This window comes from Ignatzschineria sp. PL_is040 (genome assembly GCF_055813795.1).
The window spans coordinates 109372-126667 of the sequence record NZ_JBVPGU010000001.1 but is presented as its reverse complement, the minus strand read 5'-3'; the positions used below and the strand labels follow the sequence as shown (position 1 = coordinate 126667).

The 17296-nt window shown below is 41.5% G+C and carries 9 protein-coding genes; 3 read left to right on the top strand and 6 right to left on the bottom strand.

Annotated elements, in window-relative coordinates:
• Nucleotides 1-25: 25 nt before the first annotated feature.
• The gene (rluA, locus tag AC0SAP_RS00515) at nucleotides 26-685 is read right to left on the bottom strand and encodes a bifunctional tRNA pseudouridine(32) synthase/23S rRNA pseudouridine(746) synthase RluA (RefSeq protein ID WP_473382347.1); all 660 of its coding nucleotides are present in this window, start codon (nucleotides 683-685) and stop codon (nucleotides 26-28) included.
• 159 nt (nucleotides 686-844) lie between these two features.
• Here rluA and AC0SAP_RS00510 point away from each other — a divergent pair, with 159 nt between their 5' ends.
• Entirely contained in the window at nucleotides 845-1156 is a 312-nt protein-coding gene (locus tag AC0SAP_RS00510) for a YqfO family protein (RefSeq protein ID WP_109235319.1), read from the top strand.
• 182 nt (nucleotides 1157-1338) lie between these two features.
• On the opposite strand, the gene AC0SAP_RS00505 is transcribed toward AC0SAP_RS00510, so the two are convergent.
• The 3 genes from AC0SAP_RS00505 to AC0SAP_RS00495 all read right to left on the bottom strand — a co-directional run bounded on the left by AC0SAP_RS00505 (nucleotide 1339) and on the right by AC0SAP_RS00495 (nucleotide 6225).
• Nucleotides 1339-4764 carry an FAD-dependent oxidoreductase gene (locus AC0SAP_RS00505; RefSeq protein WP_473382345.1) on the bottom strand — a complete coding sequence of 1142 codons (3426 nt, stop codon included), beginning with the start codon at nucleotides 4762-4764 and terminating at the stop codon, nucleotides 1339-1341.
• A 235-nt stretch (nucleotides 4765-4999) separates the two neighbouring features.
• Nucleotides 5000-5554, bottom strand: a complete 555-nt coding sequence (locus AC0SAP_RS00500) for a regulatory protein RecX (protein WP_473382344.1) — start codon at nucleotides 5552-5554, stop codon at nucleotides 5000-5002.
• The gene (locus AC0SAP_RS00495; protein ID WP_286478990.1) at nucleotides 5551-6225 is read right to left on the bottom strand and encodes a hypothetical protein; all 675 of its coding nucleotides are present in this window, start codon (nucleotides 6223-6225) and stop codon (nucleotides 5551-5553) included. Before AC0SAP_RS00495 ends, AC0SAP_RS00500 begins: the two co-directional genes overlap by 4 nt.
• A 532-nt stretch (nucleotides 6226-6757) precedes the next feature.
• Here AC0SAP_RS00495 and AC0SAP_RS00490 point away from each other — a divergent pair.
• Nucleotides 6758-8395 (top strand): FMN-binding glutamate synthase family protein, encoded by a 1638-nt coding sequence (locus AC0SAP_RS00490; RefSeq protein ID WP_233146831.1) that lies wholly within the window; start codon nucleotides 6758-6760, stop codon nucleotides 8393-8395.
• 442 nt (nucleotides 8396-8837) lie between these two features.
• Here the strand turns inward: AC0SAP_RS00490 and AC0SAP_RS00485 are convergent, their stop codons facing one another.
• Complete coding sequence (locus AC0SAP_RS00485) at nucleotides 8838-12356, bottom strand: translocation/assembly module TamB domain-containing protein (protein ID WP_473382342.1); 3519 nt, start codon at nucleotides 12354-12356, stop codon at nucleotides 8838-8840.
• 329 nt (nucleotides 12357-12685) lie between these two features.
• On the bottom strand, nucleotides 12686-13435 hold the full coding sequence (locus tag AC0SAP_RS00480) for a Nif3-like dinuclear metal center hexameric protein (protein ID WP_473382341.1): 750 nt from the start codon (nucleotides 13433-13435) through the stop codon (nucleotides 12686-12688).
• Nucleotides 13436-14238: 803 nt separating this feature from the next.
• Between AC0SAP_RS00480 and fdnG the strand changes: the two genes are divergently transcribed.
• On the top strand, nucleotides 14239-17289 hold the full coding sequence (gene fdnG, locus AC0SAP_RS00475) for a formate dehydrogenase-N subunit alpha (RefSeq protein WP_473382339.1): 3051 nt from the start codon (nucleotides 14239-14241) through the stop codon (nucleotides 17287-17289).
• Nucleotides 17290-17296: the final 7 nt, after the last annotated feature.

Genomic DNA, 17296 nt, shown 5'->3' with positions numbered 1-17296 from the left:
AACAATATCCTTTAAAGAGAAGAGACTAGAAAGGGGGCGCAACCTTAAAGTGGAGCGCCTCTTTTGTTGTAGGATGAATTAATTTTAACTCACAAGCATGAAGCGCTAATCGAGATCGTTGCTGAAGTGCTTCTCCTTGGGCATAGAAGCGATCTCCTAAAATGACATGTCCTAAAGATAAGAGATGAACACGCAACTGATGAGAACGCCCCGTTAAAGGATTTAAAGAGACACGCGTGAAATTCTCTTGATAATTACGAAAAAGTACTCGATAAGCGGTCCTCGCCTCTTTGCCTCGTTCAAAACAGACCATCTGTTTCGGTCGTCGCTCCCAATCACAGATTAAGGGAAGATCAATCATCCCACCATCCTCCTCCATAATTCCGAAGACATCGGCAATATAACGCTTATAGGTCTCTCGTTCTCGAAATTGACGCTTCAACTCCCGCTCCGCTACTTTCGTAAGAGCAATCACTAAAATACCACTTGTTGACATATCAAGACGATGAACTGTTTCCGCCTCAGGGAACTCCCACTGTACGCGCGTAATAATGCTATCGTGAAGCTCTGCGCCCTTTCCCGGAACAGAGAGCAGTTCTGCCGGTTTATCGACAACCATAATCTCCTCATCTTGGTAGAGGATACTCAACCAAGGCTCAATGGGGGGATTATAATAAAATTCCATGTTAGATCTCCCATGCTAGATCTCTATTGAAGCAATACGCTTGAGTGTTGCTAAATCAATAATAATCTCTGTAGAATGACGCTCAGAGAGCGTTAAAATACCCGTACAATATACAATATTGAGATAGACTCAATCAGTTTAACGAAGTTGGAGAAAATAATGTATAAACTACTCTTTTTTGTACCCGACTCACACCTTGAAGTAGTCAAAGAGGCTATCTTCGCCGCAAAAGGAGGTGAAATTGGAAATTATTCACACTGTGCTTGGCAAGTCTTAGGAGAAGGGCAATTCAAACCTCTCCCTGGCAGTAATCCCTACTCCGGTGAGGTTGATCAATTAAAACGTGTACCTGAGTGGCGCGTAGAACTTGTTGTTGCAAAACCCTATATTCATGATGCTATTGCCGCCTTAAAATCAGCGCATCCCTATGAAACGCCGGCATATGATGTGATCGAGCTTCTTCCCTTCTAATTTCTAATTTTCAATAAAAATAGAAAATAAAAAAGGAAAAGAGAGATCTTCAGCTGATCAATTTACTCACCTTTTCGTTTTGTAAATCGATCGATACTGATGAATCTCTCTTTTTGTATTACTTTTTAAACTCTATCCTTTTAATCTATCTTTTCAAGATTATTCTAACTCTCAAAATGACTCTATGCGCCCTCTTCTTTTGCCTTCTCTTCTAAGACATAGCTCAACCAATGGGATGAGATAATATCTGGCAATCTATTTTGGCTTGTACGTGCTGTAAGGTTATCTAAATCAACCGCTTTAAGAAGCTGATCTTGCTGTGAACAGGTAAAGACTGCTTTGGTGCGCTCTCCTGTTGCAGGATCAACTTGCCACTGTAGACATTGGCCACAAACCCCTTTCATCATGCATTGCATAGGGCTGCCGATCGTCCCTGTAACATGAAGATCTTCTTTAAAGAGATCCTTCAAAGAACCGCCCTCAGAGAGCTCTTTTTGGAACCCTTTGAGCATACCGGTCGACCCCATCGCCATCAAGCGATCGACTTCTCCCATATCAACGATTCCCTGCTCATTGAGAGATTTGATCAACTTGATCACATCCCACTCAACAACAGAGTGATCTTGTGGGCGACGCGCCTCAATTGGATCCCCCTTACCAACCGCCCAGATAATCTGATCAGCACCCTCTTCAAGCTCATCCATATGATCAACATCATTCTTAGAACCCATCGCAGCAATATAGATCACTTTATTGCCAGCACTACGAAGTGCAAAACCGATATCGAGCATCACAGCTGCACCCCAGCGACCGGCAACTACTAAAATAGTCTTGCCTGAAGGTAACTCTGTCGGCGCTCCTGTAGGACCTGCAAGAACCACTTGATCTCCAGGCTTTAATGAAGGAATCAATCGTTGACCGGTTCCCCATTGGAAGACAAGAAGACGAATCGCATCCTCAGTTGAGCCTGTTCCTGACACCGTTAATAGAGGAATCTGTAAGCGTGTGCCGGCAACGATCTCACTACCCGTTTCAAAGGTCTGCATCCGGAAGAATTGTCCCGGCTTAAAGTTTTGCGCCGCCATCGGCGCTTTAACCCATACTTCACATACTGTCGGGTTTGAAGCATCAATCGATTGAATTGTCGCTGTTAACCCCTCTTTCATCTCTAGAGAAAAGGTATTGTTAGGCTTACTATTCTTAGGAAGGCGATCGAGTGCCTGCATAATGATAGGAGTTGACTTTTTAGCACTTGCGATCGCTTTTACAACGTTACCATTAAAGACAGGATGGGTATCACCAATATAAGAGACTCGCTTCTCGCCACGACGATAGGATGTGAAAGGGGCAAAAGGCTCTTTATTATTAGTTCCCCAATTAAATGGTACAAGATTGCCTTCAAGATCATACCCTTGGAAATGGTGTTTCTCTTCGATCTCAATCGAGCCGGGATACTCAGTACCATAAATGGTATTAGGAGAAGTTCCTGCTGCAACAAGTACTGCTCTTGCCGGCACAATGACCTCCTCTTCTCCTGACTTCATAAAGCGAATCGCTTTAACATGTCCATATTGATCGAGCTCTACACCTAATGGATTGAGCTCTTCACCAAAATGAATTCCCTCTTCAAAAGCTTTTGTAACCTCTTCATGATTCAGAGTATAAGCGGGAGACTCTTGTAAAGTACGGCGATAAGCGATCATCACGCCGCCCCATTTTTGTAGTAGCGGATTGAAGTCTGGCGCTTCTCCGGCAGCCGCTGCACGCTCACGTTCTGCACGAACTTCGCGACCATGCGTTAAAAATTCCGTTAATGTCTCATCATCTTCAGGCGAGAGATTTTCACGAATCTTCTCTTCTCCCAATATCTCTACACGATGGAGTGTTTTTTCGACCTGCTTAATATAGTAAGCTTGGACCTCTGTTGCAGTATCGATCGCTGTTAATCCACCACCGATAACAACAGCAGGAAGACGCACTTGCAAGTTGGCAATAGAACTATCTTTAGCCGCTCCTGTTAATTGCATCGCCATCAAGAAGTCGGAAGCTTGCTTCATCCCTTTAGCTAAAGAGTTGTCGATCTTTAAGACTCTTGGAAGCCCCGCACCAACAGCTAATGAGACATGATCGAAACCAAGGTCAAAGGCATCTTCTAAAGTTAATGTTCCCCCTAGACGAACACCTCCATAGATCTCTACATTACGGCGACGCGCTAAAGTAAGATAGATCAATTTTAGGAAATTTTTATCCCAACGTACCGTAATTCCATACTCGGCAACACCACCAAATCCGGCAAGAATACGATCGCCTAAGCGCTCTTCTAAATCACTCCAGTTTCTAACAGGTTGCGTTAGGATCTCAGCAGGAAGCGGTTCAATCTTTAATCCATCGATGCCCACGACATGACAACCTTGCTGTGAAAGGTAATGTGTCATTGTAAATCCTGCAGGGCCCATTCCTGCCACTAAGACCTTGCGCCCATTCTCTTCTGCAGGAAGATAATCTTCACGCTTAAGAGGATTCCAACGAGCTAATAAGTTATAGATCTCCACGCCGTACGGAAGATCCAATACTGTCGATAAAACACCTGTCTCAATTTGGGGGATATTGACTGGCTCTGCACGCTGATAGATACATGATTTCATACAATCATTACAGATACGATGTCCTGTTGCCGGCACCATCGGATTTTCAACCATTGTGATAGCAAGTGAACCGATCGATAATCCCTCTTTCTCTAAGCGTTGCATCTCTGAGATCATCTCATCTAATGGACATCCTGTTAACGTCTCATTAAAGGGGTTTTTACGAAAGCCCTGTTCAGGCTCCCCCTTCTTAACCGGAAAACCGATACTACAAAAGTCACCATCATGGTCATGACAATATTTACAATAAGCAATTTCACTTGCGATCTCGTAACGATTCATTCGGTGATCCGTCAGATCAAAACCATCTCGCTGACGAAGAGGACGACTTCCTACTTTGACAGGAATTCCCTGGAATGTACGCTCTTCTGTTGCCACTAGATGATCAAAGTCGAGACGTGCCGCGAATTTAAAGGTCATCCAATCTTGAACGCGCGCAATACCTTCAGGATCTTTTTCTGCTAAAGCTCCCCATTGATGAATAGCAATAATCTCATCAGCATCTTTTTCGGAATCAAGAGAGAGTGCATATTTTGCAATTTTTGCCTCTAATTCAGGATCTTGATCAGAAACACCGATCTTTTCAAGAAGGGCTGCATGATGTTCTGCGAAAGAGCCTTCAATCTCTTGACGATAACGCTTTGCGCCTCGCTGAATAAATTGCTCTTTAAAGAGCATCAATCGTTCATAACGCTTTGCACGATCAATTAATGCTTCGCTCTCTTTCTCAATATTGAAAAGCTCGGCAATAAAGCGGTTGAGATGAGCACCTAATTCAATTTGAAATTCAGACTCTTCAATTGCCGTAAATTCTGCTTCTCCTCGACGCCACTGGAGTAGGGTCGACAAGGTCTCTTCCGGGAGAATCTGCTGATAAAGGGTATCTACTTCAACTAGCCCTTCTCGCTTCTGTAGGTCTTGAAAACTCAAGCCATATCGCTGCAATCGTTCATCTAATGCCATCTCTATTCCTCTAAAATCAACTGAAATCAACTGAAAATAATTTCGCTTATTATACCCACTTTTTAAATAAAACGAGGAAGTTAGATCAAAAGCGATCAAACTTCCTCGAGCGATTCTTCACAATTCCCCCATAATGGAGCGCTACCACAATCATCGATAGATTCTCACAATTAAGCTCTATTACATCAATGATTATCTCACTATAAGCCCTCACCTCGCCTGACCTAACACCCCTCTAACCATCACTATTAAATCCTCGTCGATAGAGTGCTGCTCGATACTTCAGAGGATCACTATGTCGAATTTTTCGCGCAGCGACCGCCTCTGCTCTCTCCCAATTGATCTCTCGGAAAGCCTCATTGATAAAATGCTCAGGCACTTGATGCTCAACCCTCAACTCATAACTGACACGTATCGGACCATATCCCAAATCTGCTCTATTTTTAGCATAACTATAAGCAAAACGTTCAAGACTTAAGTAATCTCTACTATAGAGCCACTCAATCAATGGCTCGAACAACCACTCAGGTAATGCTCTTTGACGCAACTTTTGCCTGAGCTCCACTTCACTATGTTCACGACGCACCAAAAAATTCATCGCTCGCTCACGCCAGTAACGCCATTGGCGTAGTAATTCATCACACTCTAGAGAAGCATCATGCCCTTGGTAAAAGGCATCGTAATAGGTCTGTAAACTATCACTATCAATCCTTATCTCTTTTTTCGCTTCTGATTTCTGCTGGCTTTTTGCAACCATCTGCTCAATCAGCTGGCGCTTTTCACCCTTCATGATAACTCCTGTGATTCCGTTGCAAGAAGCGCCATCCGACCTCTACGACTCTGATATTGATCGAGCTCCTCCGAAATTGTGCCAATAATACGACTTGCGGCACTCCTACGTTTCTCTTCAGCCTCTGCTTTTGCCGCTTGCTCTTCCTGCCGTTTTTTACGAAAAGCAGCCTTCTCCTCTTTCGATTTCATCGGTACAGATTTAATCGACATCAACGCCTCTAACTCTTTCTGATAGAGCTTATCGTAAGGATTCTCCGGCATTACCGCGATCTTAAATCCAGGGATCTTCCAACGTTTCTTCGAAATTTTATTAAGATGATTTTCCAAAGAGTTATGAATCTCTTTTTGATAAAAAGTAAATGCCATTCGATATTCAGGTCGCGTAGTACCAATCACCCAATAGCGTTTGCCAATTGTCGAGATAAAGAGCTTTCCCTTTAATCGAGGTGGCAAAAAGGCTTGAAACCAAGGTTCAATATAGGTTAGTTGTAATGATCTTTTAAGGTAGATCGTGAGTACCTGATAAGGATTAAGATCACTTCTTTTGCGCGATAACTGACCAATTTCAGCTTGCACATTACGAAGCTTGCTCTTAGCAACCCGTTTCTCATCCAATTTTTTACGAGGGACAATATGATCATCCCACGGATTTAGCTCATTCTTTTTCATATCGATTATTATACGCAATAAGTGTGATAAAAATCTATCATTACACCTCTATCAAAATTGATGGTAAGCTACCACCAATAGGGATTTGTTAAAGCTAATCCCTCTTTTTATATCTAGTGATGTAGTAATTTGGTAGTATTTTAACCAAGTCCCCTTCAATTAAGGTTATCATTGCCTAATAATAGGAGATTAAACAAGAGAGAAAGATCACTTGTAAAAGGAGAGTTTGAAATATCAAAAAATTGATAACTCAATTTATTTGATACCACAATTCATTCTTACTTCTATTTTATTCTTATCCAGTTTTTTTAGATCAATATATTTAGATCAATTCGTTAGACCAATATATATAAGAGACTTAAGAGACAAAATCGGTGAAAAAGAGCATTAACTTTATCCAAAACCATCTTCTCATTAATCTGCAATTAATGGGAAAATCGAGAGAAAATTTCTAAATTATTATTCCAAAATGCGTTATGATAATGACGCTTTTAACCTTCCCATTACCTAGCTAATATAGGAGCTCCCTGATATGCATATCGCTGCTCGATTTGGGCGTTACTTACCCCTTATTTTTGTTTTAGCCTTTACCGTGTACGGCCTCTTCTTTGCAGAACAGAGTACGACAATGTGGGTATTAACCGGCATTACTGCTATTCTCTCAATTATTGGGATAGTTGATCTATCACAAAATACCTATGCTGTTCGTAAAAACTACCCTATTATTGGTAACTTACGCTATATCTTAAAGCACTTCCGCTCAGAGATTCGCCAATACTTTATTGAGTCGGATAATGATGCAGTTCCTTTCACCCATGCTGAACGTAAATTGGTCTATGCTCGTGCAAAAAATATTGCACAAGATTCCGTTCAAGCTTTTGGAACATTACAAAACACCTATGAGCCGGGATTTCAATTTGTCACCCACTCAATGGCAACAGTACCGGCAGCTGATCCTGCGACATTTCGTGTCACGATCGGTGGGGATGAATGTAAACACCCCTACTCCGCCTCAATCCTCAATATCTCGGCGATGAGTTTCGGAGCTCTCAGTGCGCGTGCAATTGAATCGCTCAATGGTGGCGCAAAAATGGGGAATTTCGCTCATGATACCGGCGAGGGAGGCATTAGCCCTTACCATCGCAAACATGGTGGAGATCTTATCTGGGAACTAGGATCTGGCTATTTTGGTTGTCGTACAGAAGATGGCCACTTTGATCCTGTAAAATTTGAAAAACAAGCGGCTGATCCACAAATCAAGATGATTGAGATTAAGTTGAGTCAAGGCGCAAAACCGGGTCATGGCGGTGTTCTACCTAAAGATAAAATTAGTGAAGAGATTGCCGCAACTAGAGGCGTTCCTAGAGATAGAGATTGTATCTCTCCCTCCAATCATAGCGCCTTCTCTACGCCGATTGAACTACTTCAATTTATCCAACAACTCCGTGAATTGAGTGGCGGTAAGCCAGTTGGTTTTAAACTCTGTGTAGGCCATCCTTGGGAGTTTATGGCGATCGCAAAAGCGATGTTATTGACCAAAATTTTACCAGACTTTATTGTCGTTGATGGAAAAGAGGGGGGAACAGGTTCTGCGCCGATTGAGTTCGCTGACCATATTGGTACGCCTCTACAAGAGGGACTTCTCTTTGTCCACAATGTCTTAGTGGGGACAGGATTGCGGAAGAAGATCCGTATTGGTGCAAGTGGAAAGATCATCACTGCTTTCGATATCACAAGAACTTTAGCAATTGGTGCTGATTGGGTTAATTCGGCTCGGGGCTTTATGTTTGCTCTCGGTTGTATCCAATCTCGTAGCTGCCATACTAATAGCTGTCCAACAGGTATTGCAACGCAAGACCCTCTACGACAAAAAGCGTTAGTCGTTGAAGATAAGATTGAGCGAGTCTATAACTTCCACCACAATACGCTTCATGCACTTTCAGAGATTCTCTCTTCTGCCGGAGTTTCACATCCATCGAAACTACTCCCGCAACATCTAGTGATGCGTTCATCTGAAAATGAGATTCGTCTCTTCTCCAATATGCATTACTACCTTGCAGAAGGTGCACTCTTAGAGGAAGATATTGATAGTAACTACTACTCAAGCATCTGGAATATTGCACAAGCAGAATCATTCCAACCAAGAGTAATTATTCCTAAAGTAGCATAATTGGTAGTAATGATAGATGTTCTTAAAACAAAAAAATCGGGATGCACTCCCGATTTTTTTATTTCTGATGATTAATCACAGAGCCACATAGAACATACATAACGCATACAACACATATATAAGCTATCATGTCATAATCTGTATATTCTTAATTTTTAATCAACATACTATTACACTACTAGCTTACTACATAACAACTTCGGCTTTTATCTACCCGCTCTTCACACTACAAATCAGCTCTGTAAATAGTAGCATTTAATGTTTGATCCTGTTCGGTGGCGCTTTTGATGACATTTAATGCCAGATACTTCATGCGTGATCAGCAATCATTACTCCGTAATCATCACAAATAGCCTTTCCCTCTATTCATAGAGCTATCGAGTAGATCCATCGAGAAAAAATACCATCACTATTTTTATACCATCTAAGATCTTAAGAACCTCTAAAAATCTCGAAGATAGTTAACGTTGATACTTCCACCTTCACTCATAATAGCGGTGTTAACGTTAAAGTATTTTAAGAAACGATATCTTAAAATCGCAAATGCACCAGAACTATCTTCAACTCCAACACCTAAGCCTACATAGAAGCTATTTGCAAAGCGTTTTCCAATTCCAACACCAATAGAGCCTTCCGGGGTCTCCATAAAACCAAAGTCACTCAATCCTAACTGACTTGCAAGTCCATCTTTAGAGCCAGAAATAGGTTCTCCTGTTGCGATTTTACGTACCATATTAAGTAACATAAGATTCTCCGTAGGCGATTGCAGATTAGGACTTCGCCCTAAGAAGAGATAAGAGGCGATCTCGATATCCGTTAACATCGGCGAGGAGTAGAGCTCGATTCTCGGCGCTTCGGCACTCCCTAAGACTTTAACTCCTACCTGCACTTCTCGACCCTCAATCTCATTAACAAAACTTCGAGATGCTTGGATATCGAGTGCTGGATTAGTAATAGAGGCGCCGGAAAACTGTATCTTTCCTTTATCGAGCGTCAATACCTGCCCATAGATATCAAACTCCCCTTTACCAATATTGATAACACCAAGCCCACGAATTGCCTGATTGTAAGCTTTGGTCACTTTAACGCCTCCATTTAAGGTCGCGGTCAACCCTTCTGCCCCAACTTTGATACGATCTCCTAAGATAAAATTGACATCCATATAGAGATTTTTCATAAAATCTTCACTTCGCTTATGCTCATTACCATCTCCAATAATGACAGTATCACTCGAGACGGTCACAACAGGTCCGCCCTCTTCCGAGGCTTTATGTTGATAGAAGAGTTCCGGAATTCTTACTGAACCTGTAAGGCGATATTTGCCACCCCCGGGTTTGCCCAAAGCATTAAAGCTCAAATCAGGAGAGATCATTAACTTAATATCATCACTATTTGCTAATAGAAGATCATTTCCTTTCACATTGAGTGAAGCTGTTAAGTTAGAGATATTATAGAGCCCATCAAGTTGTAATGTCCCCTTCTCGGTACCAACCGCACCTTTAATCAAAAATACAGGAGTTCCTTTTTGTAAATTAACATTCAGATTAATATTTTTAAGACGACTATTGAGAGAAGCAATATAGAGTCTGCCATCTTTGACACTTAAATTTGCGCCTATTTCAGGATGTTCAATCGGCCCATTGACCTCTGAAGTAAATAGTATCTCTCCACCTAAGCCTTGTAATGCCGGCACAAGCGGCGAGACCCAATCAAAACTTGGCACATCTGCTTTCACTTTTGCATCAACAATATTTTTCTTAAAGAGATCATTGATCTTACCATCCCCTACAACTCGTAGATATTTACCCCAATCTACATTGAGGGTACTTGTAACACCACTAGGGCGTGCCTGCACATCGAGTAATGTTGTTGAGAGAGGAATCTCAATTTCTCGACCTTGAAGACGATAGCGAATATCCCCTTTTGAAAGTGAGATATTTGCAACCCCGATAAAATCTTCCTCTGTTGAGAATTGTCCTGCAATCGTGGCATTAGCTTTTGTATTGATCGAGATATCGTCAGGTAGATAATCTTTTAGGAGTGATGATGGAAGATTGTTGAGTGTCACAACTGCAGTATTAACCCCCTCTTTTGTCCGCTCCCCTTCAGCACAGAAGACTACATACCCCTGCTGATAACAGACAGGACTCAATTTAATCTGTTGATCTTTCGCACCTAGATGAAAGTAGGCGGGGCGATTTAATTTAAAATCACCAATAAAGGGAGAGGTAATCTTTGACTCTCCTAAGTAGAGATCAAAGGTCGGGTCTGTGGTTAAGTTACGTAGAGCCGCAACTCCATTTGAATGAATCATCCCGCCAATACTATCAAGCAAGAAATTAAATTGGTGTGATTCAGCACGCCCCTGTACCCGATACTCCACATTCTTAACAAGCACCTCAGTTGCGCCTTTAGGGGAGAAAGAGATCGGCATATTTTCCGCATAGTAAATCTCTTCTTCACTTCCCGATGCTGTCACTTTATCGATAACTCTCTCATTCTTTGAAGGACGTTCTACCTGTACAACTAGCTCCCGCTCTAGATCTTGAATAGTAATATCAAAATCGAACTCTTCTGTTAAAGTCCCATCAAGATTGACACCTAAATGTTTAAGATAGAACTCATTAAATTTCAACTGATCTAACGTCAAAGCAACTTTTGCCTGATGCTTCTCATTATGAGATCCGAGCAGTGTCAAAAGATTGAGACGAAGACCTAAAATATCGAGCTTCTCTACGCGCATATCAGCATTTAAAAGAGGTTGCATCAGATCCCCTTGCAGGCAGAGATCCCCCATCATCGAGCCTCGAATATTGGGGTGAAACTGTGAAAGATAAGGTGCATTCATCTTCATCGTGAGATCGAAATCGTAAGGCTGATCGATTTGCCATACACTCTCTAGCATCATCTGATTGGCTAAATTTTTAATATGTAGATAGGTAGAGATCCTATTTTGCGCTACAACACTATTCTCCAATTTTAGAAGAATAGGATCATTTAACATATTTGACCAATCAACGCGCCCATCAATATTAAACTTAAGATCGTTCAGTTCACCATCGAGCTGAGAGTTTAGGGCCACATTAAAGTGCTCATCATTAACGATCCCATCTTGAGCATAGAGCGCAAGATTGAGGTCAGCACTCTCTTTAGGAAGATCGACATCTCCATTGAGCGCAACAACAAAAGGTAGATCGACATTATCTCCCACTAAAATGTGGAGATCTCCTAACGCATGTTTCAATGTGACATTATTATTAACTAATGCTAAACCATCGACTTCAAACTGATTCAAACCGAGATAAAAATCACCAATTTGTAGGGTACTTTCGGCAAAATCGAGAGAGTCTAAAGCGATATTAATAGGGATATCGATCTCTTTGATCGAAAGCGGAGAGAAAGACTCTGAAGACTCCTTCTCGGGCTCGGGAATAATGGGTGTAAAATTGAGATCAGCTCCCGATACTTTAAGAGCCTTAAGATCTACACGCTTCTCCAAAAGCGCTACATAATCCCAAGATAAATCGAGAGAGGCAATTTTAAGTGGCTGATAATTTGGCAGCTTTAGTGTTAAATCTGTTAATTGAAACTCCTGCCCTAAGCGCCCTGTAGCATCGCCGATAGAGATATAGTCGCCGGCATAGCGATTTGCTGCCGCAGTTAAAGTCTTTAACCCCGCTTGAGTATCTACGAGGAAGAAGAGCAGTAAGATAATCGCGGTAGAGAGCATCAGAAAAGAACTTAAAAGCCACGTAAAAAAGCGACCTATCAACGATCTCTTCTTTCTACTTTTTGGGGCCTTTTTCTTCCCCTTCTCCTCCACTCCCTCTTTATCTGCTTGAGTTTCAGCAATTGATTCTTGAAAATGTGATTGATCTAAAGCAGATTGATCTAGCGCCTGCTTACCATTCTTTGCAAGTGGAATCTCTCTATCTTGATTCTCTTCAATCTGTTTTGACATCTCTACCCTTTCATTTTGCTATCTGGTTATTGGCTCTCAATTACGTCCTAATTGATCTTTCAATCTGCTTTTCAAGCTTCAATCTATTTGTTTATCCATTTATCTCTATCTATTCTCTATTCACTCTTCTATTGATTCATCATTAATTAACAATAATCTATAACTAATAATCTTAATAAATAACCGATTCTATTAAGAGTTCTAACAATATTAGGGACCTATTTTACCTGAATTCGAGATAAAATTGAGATGAAATTGCTCTAAAATGAAACTGCTTTATCGATTTACAATAGAGGGAACTATCGAGAAGAGATCTATAATTAGATGATTTAGATAGGATTATGAATATCGATAAATTCAACTTCTAAATCATAATGCTCAGCTAACCATTCTCCCAACTTTGCAACTCCTGCACGTTCTGTTGCATGATGGCCTGCGGCAAAAAAATGAATTCCTAGCTCACGCGCAATATAGATGGTCCGCTCAGAAACTTCCCCTGTAATAAACGCATCATAACCTTGCATCGCCACCTCCTCTAAGGCATCTTGAGCAGCGCCTGAACACCACGCAACTCGTTTGATTAACTTAGGACCTGAGGCTTCAACAAACGGTTTTCGTCCTAAAGTATCTTTAATCATCTTTGCAAAAGAGACGACATCAACCGCTTCGGCAAGATCTCCTGTTAAGACTAGAGGGTTATCCGTAGATATAGGCGCTACATTTTCAATTTCCCAAAGCTCTGCTAATTGTGCATTATTACCAAGCTCAGGATGAAGATCTAATGGAAGGTGGTAAGCATAGAGATTAATACCGCCCTCTATCAATTTTTTGATACGCTCATACTTCATCCCTCGAATAAGGGGTGATTCACTCTTCCAGAAGTAGCCATGATGAACAAGCAATGCATCGGCGTTACGCTCTAATGCACATTCAATCAACTCTAGACTTGCTGTTACTCCGGCAACAATATGTTTAACCTCCGATCGCCCCTCCACCTGCAATCCATTAGGGACATAATCTTTGATCCCGTTACTCTCTAACTTCTCATTGATAATTTTTTCTAATTGTAAGTTATTCATAGCTATGATTTTTCTAAATTTTTAATTTCCTAAACTTCTAGTGTTCTAATGTCCTAGTGTCCTAAACTTCTAAACCTTTAAACCTTTAAACCTTTAAAGTTTTTTAAATACCGATTGGTCAATATCTAATGGAGCAATACTCTCTGCAAGCCCCTTTTGCAGATCCCAATAGCCCCGGCAAATGAAGCAATTGCTCTATTCTATGTCTTTTTCAGCTATTGAGCATCCCTTTTTCACTAAAAGAGCTATCTAACCCTTGATATTTTATATTTTAATGATGCTCATTCATGCTTCAAAGTGATTCACTTACAATGATTCCATATAAATGTAAATCAGCCATATAGATTATTGACAACAATAACGATATAATCTAGGACTCTGTACCATTTTATGACTCTTGAGTGCAACGGCATAGCAACATTGCCGATATATTTTTCGGTACATTTCTCGGTACTATTTTCGAGAGTATTTCTGCAGATCTACAATCTTCAACAGAAGTCGATCGTTAAAGTTCCAATATCGATAAATATATATTTGAGTCATTATCTGTTAATTATATCCATAATATAACAACCTAAACTCCTGATAATTAGATCCATTTATCATTAAAAGCAATTTGACGATTGCTTTCTATCATAAATTGATTGAGCAGAAATAACGATTTTTCTATGAGCAATGGTGTATACAGCGATAAAATAGAGGCCGTAGAGAGAAATTGCAGAGAAATATCAGATCAGGATAGTTGACCTAATTAATGAGCTCTTTCTACCTCATTAAACTATAAAAGTTTAAAGGAAATAACGATGGAATTATCAAGACGACAATTTTTCAAAGTGTCGGCGGGCACCGTTGGTGCTACAAGCCTCGCAGCATTAGGAATGATGCCGAGCATTTCACAAGCAGCTGTTAGAGAATATAAGATCTTAAAAGCTAAAGAGACAAGAACGGTTTGTACCTACTGCTCTGTTGGTTGTGGGATGTTAGTCTACTCTATGGGGGGTAAGCCTAAAAACTCTAAAGCAGAAATTATCCATATTGAGGGAGATCCTGATCATCCTGTAAGCCGTGGTTCGCTCTGCCCTAAAGGTGCCGGCGTTATCGACTTTGTCCATAGCCCTAATCGAGTCAAATATCCAGAAGTAAGACGTCCTGGCTCCGATAAGTGGGAACCCATCTCTTGGGATCAAGCCATTGATGAGATTGCACGCTGGATGAAAGATGATCGTGATGCCAATTTCCAAACAAAAAATAGCGATGGCGTGACTGTCAATCGCTGGACCTCCACCGGATTTTTAGCAACTTCTGCAACTACTAATGAGAATGGGTTTGTCACTGGTAAATTTATTCGTGCTTTAGGAATGATTGCGATCGATAACCAGGCACGTGTCTGCCATGGCTCAACAGTTGCAAGCTTAGCGGCAACCTTTGGTCGTGGAGCAATGACCAATCACTGGGTCGATATTCGTAATGCTGATGTGATCCTCGTAATGGGAGGAAATGCGGCCGAAGCACATCCTGTAGGATTCAAATGGGCGATTGAAGCAAAAAAACGAGGCGCTAAATTATTAAGTGTCGATCCACGCTTCAATAGAACTTCTGCGGTTGCAGATTTCTATGCTCCGATCCGCTCTGGCTCTGATATTGTCTTCTTAGGTGGCTTAATCCGCTGGTTGATCGATAATAACAAGATCAACTTAGAGTATGTAAAAGAGTATACGAATGCAAAATTCATTATGCATCCTGATTATGACTTTGAAGATGGTTATTTCTCGGGTTGGAATGAAGAGTTACAACGTTATGAACGGGAATCATGGACCTATGAGCTCGATGAGAATGGTTACGCTAAAGTAGATGAGACACTTCAACATCCACGTTGTGTCTTCAATATGATGCGCGCCCACTACGATCGCTATACTCCTGAGATGGTCGAACGCGTTACCGGCACACCGATGAAAGATTTCCTCTATATCGCTGAAACTTTAGGTGAATGTGCCGCTAATGATAAAGCCTCCACGATCCTCTACGCATTAGGCTGGACACAACATACTGTTGGAACACAGATGATCCGCACAATGGCGATGGTTCAGCTTCTTTTAGGAAATATGGGCGTTCCTGGAGGCGGTGTTAACGCCTTACGTGGACACTCAAATATCCAAGGACTGACAGACTTAGGTCTTCTCTCCACGCAGCTCCCAGCGTATCTCAATCTTCCAAGTGATTCTCAAAATACTTATGAGAAGTATATTCGTGAGACAACCCCCAAATCTCTTCGTCCTGGGCAGATGAACTATTGGCAAAACACACCGAAGTTCTTCAATAGTATGATGAAGACTTTCTATGGTCCTTACGCAACCAAAGAGAATAATTTTGCCTTCGATTATCTCCCTAAATGGGACAAAATGTATGACATCATTAAAGCTTTTGAGATGATGGATCAAGGGGAGATGAATGGTTATATCTGCCAAGGATTTAACCCATTAGCGGCGATTCCTGATACTAATAAGAATCGTCAAGCATTAGCAAAATTAAAATATCTTGTTGTGATTGACCCACAAACAACAGAAACGGGTAGTTTCTGGGAAAATCATGGCGCACATAACAATATCGACCCCAAAGAGGTGATGACAACAGTCTATCGTCTCCCTGCACACTGCTTCGTTGAAGGTTCAGGTTCTATTGTCAACTCTGCTCGCTGGTTACAGTGGCACTATCAAGCAGCTGATGGCCCTGGTGAATCAAAAGGGGATACAGAAATTCTCTCTCGCCTTCTCTTTAAATTACGTGAGCTCTACAAAAAAGAAGGTGGTGCCTTCCCTGATCCTATTATGCATATCCAATGGGATTATGCTCAGCCACTTTATCCGAGCTCAGAAGAGATCACTAAAGAGCAAAATGGTTACGCACTAGAGGATCTTTATGATGATAATGGCAAATTAATCCGTAAGAAAGGAGAGCTTTTAGGTAGCTTCTCTGAATTACGAGATGATGGTTCAACGGCGGCAGGTTGCTGGATCTATACGGGATCTTGGACGGAAGAAGGAAATCAGATGGCGCGTCGCGATAATAGCGATCCATCCGGTCTTGGTATTACATTAGGTTGGGCTTGGGCATGGCCGGCAAATCGTCGCATACTCTACAATAGAGCTTCTGCTGATCGCATGGGAAGACCTTGGGATCCTCATCGCCGTCTTTTCAAATGGAATGGTGAACGCTGGATCGGTTGGGATGTTCCTGACTTTGATGCAACCGCAGCTCCAGGTAGCCCTATGGATCCATTTATTATGAATCCTGAAGGTGTTGGCCGACTCTCATCAAGCGATAAATTAGTTGATGGTCCTTTCCCAACCCACTTTGAAGCGATGGAGACACCGCTTGGCTACAATCCGCTCTATACACCGGTTAATAATCCGGCGGTTAGAATCTTTAAGCGCGATCGTGACATGCTTGGCACACACGATAAATTCCCTTATGTAGGAACAACTTATCGCTTAACAGAGCATTTCCAATTCTGGACTAAAAATGCCCTTCTTGCCGCGATTACTCAGCCAGAGCAATTTGTCGAAATTGGCGAAGCATTAGCAAAAGAGAAAGGAATCAAATTAGGTGATCGCGTCAAGGTCTCTTCAAATCGTGGTTATGTTGAAGCTGTTGCAGTTGTCACTAAGCGAATCATGCCACTTAAAGTTGATGGCAAAACGGTACATCAAGTTGGAATTCCCGTTCACTGGGGATTTGAGAGCGTTGCGAAGAAAGGCTTCTTGACCAACTTCTTACCTGTTGCGGTCGGTGATGCAAATACACAAACACCGGAATATAAGACATTCCTTGTGAATGTTGAGCCACTCAATGCATAAAAGGATA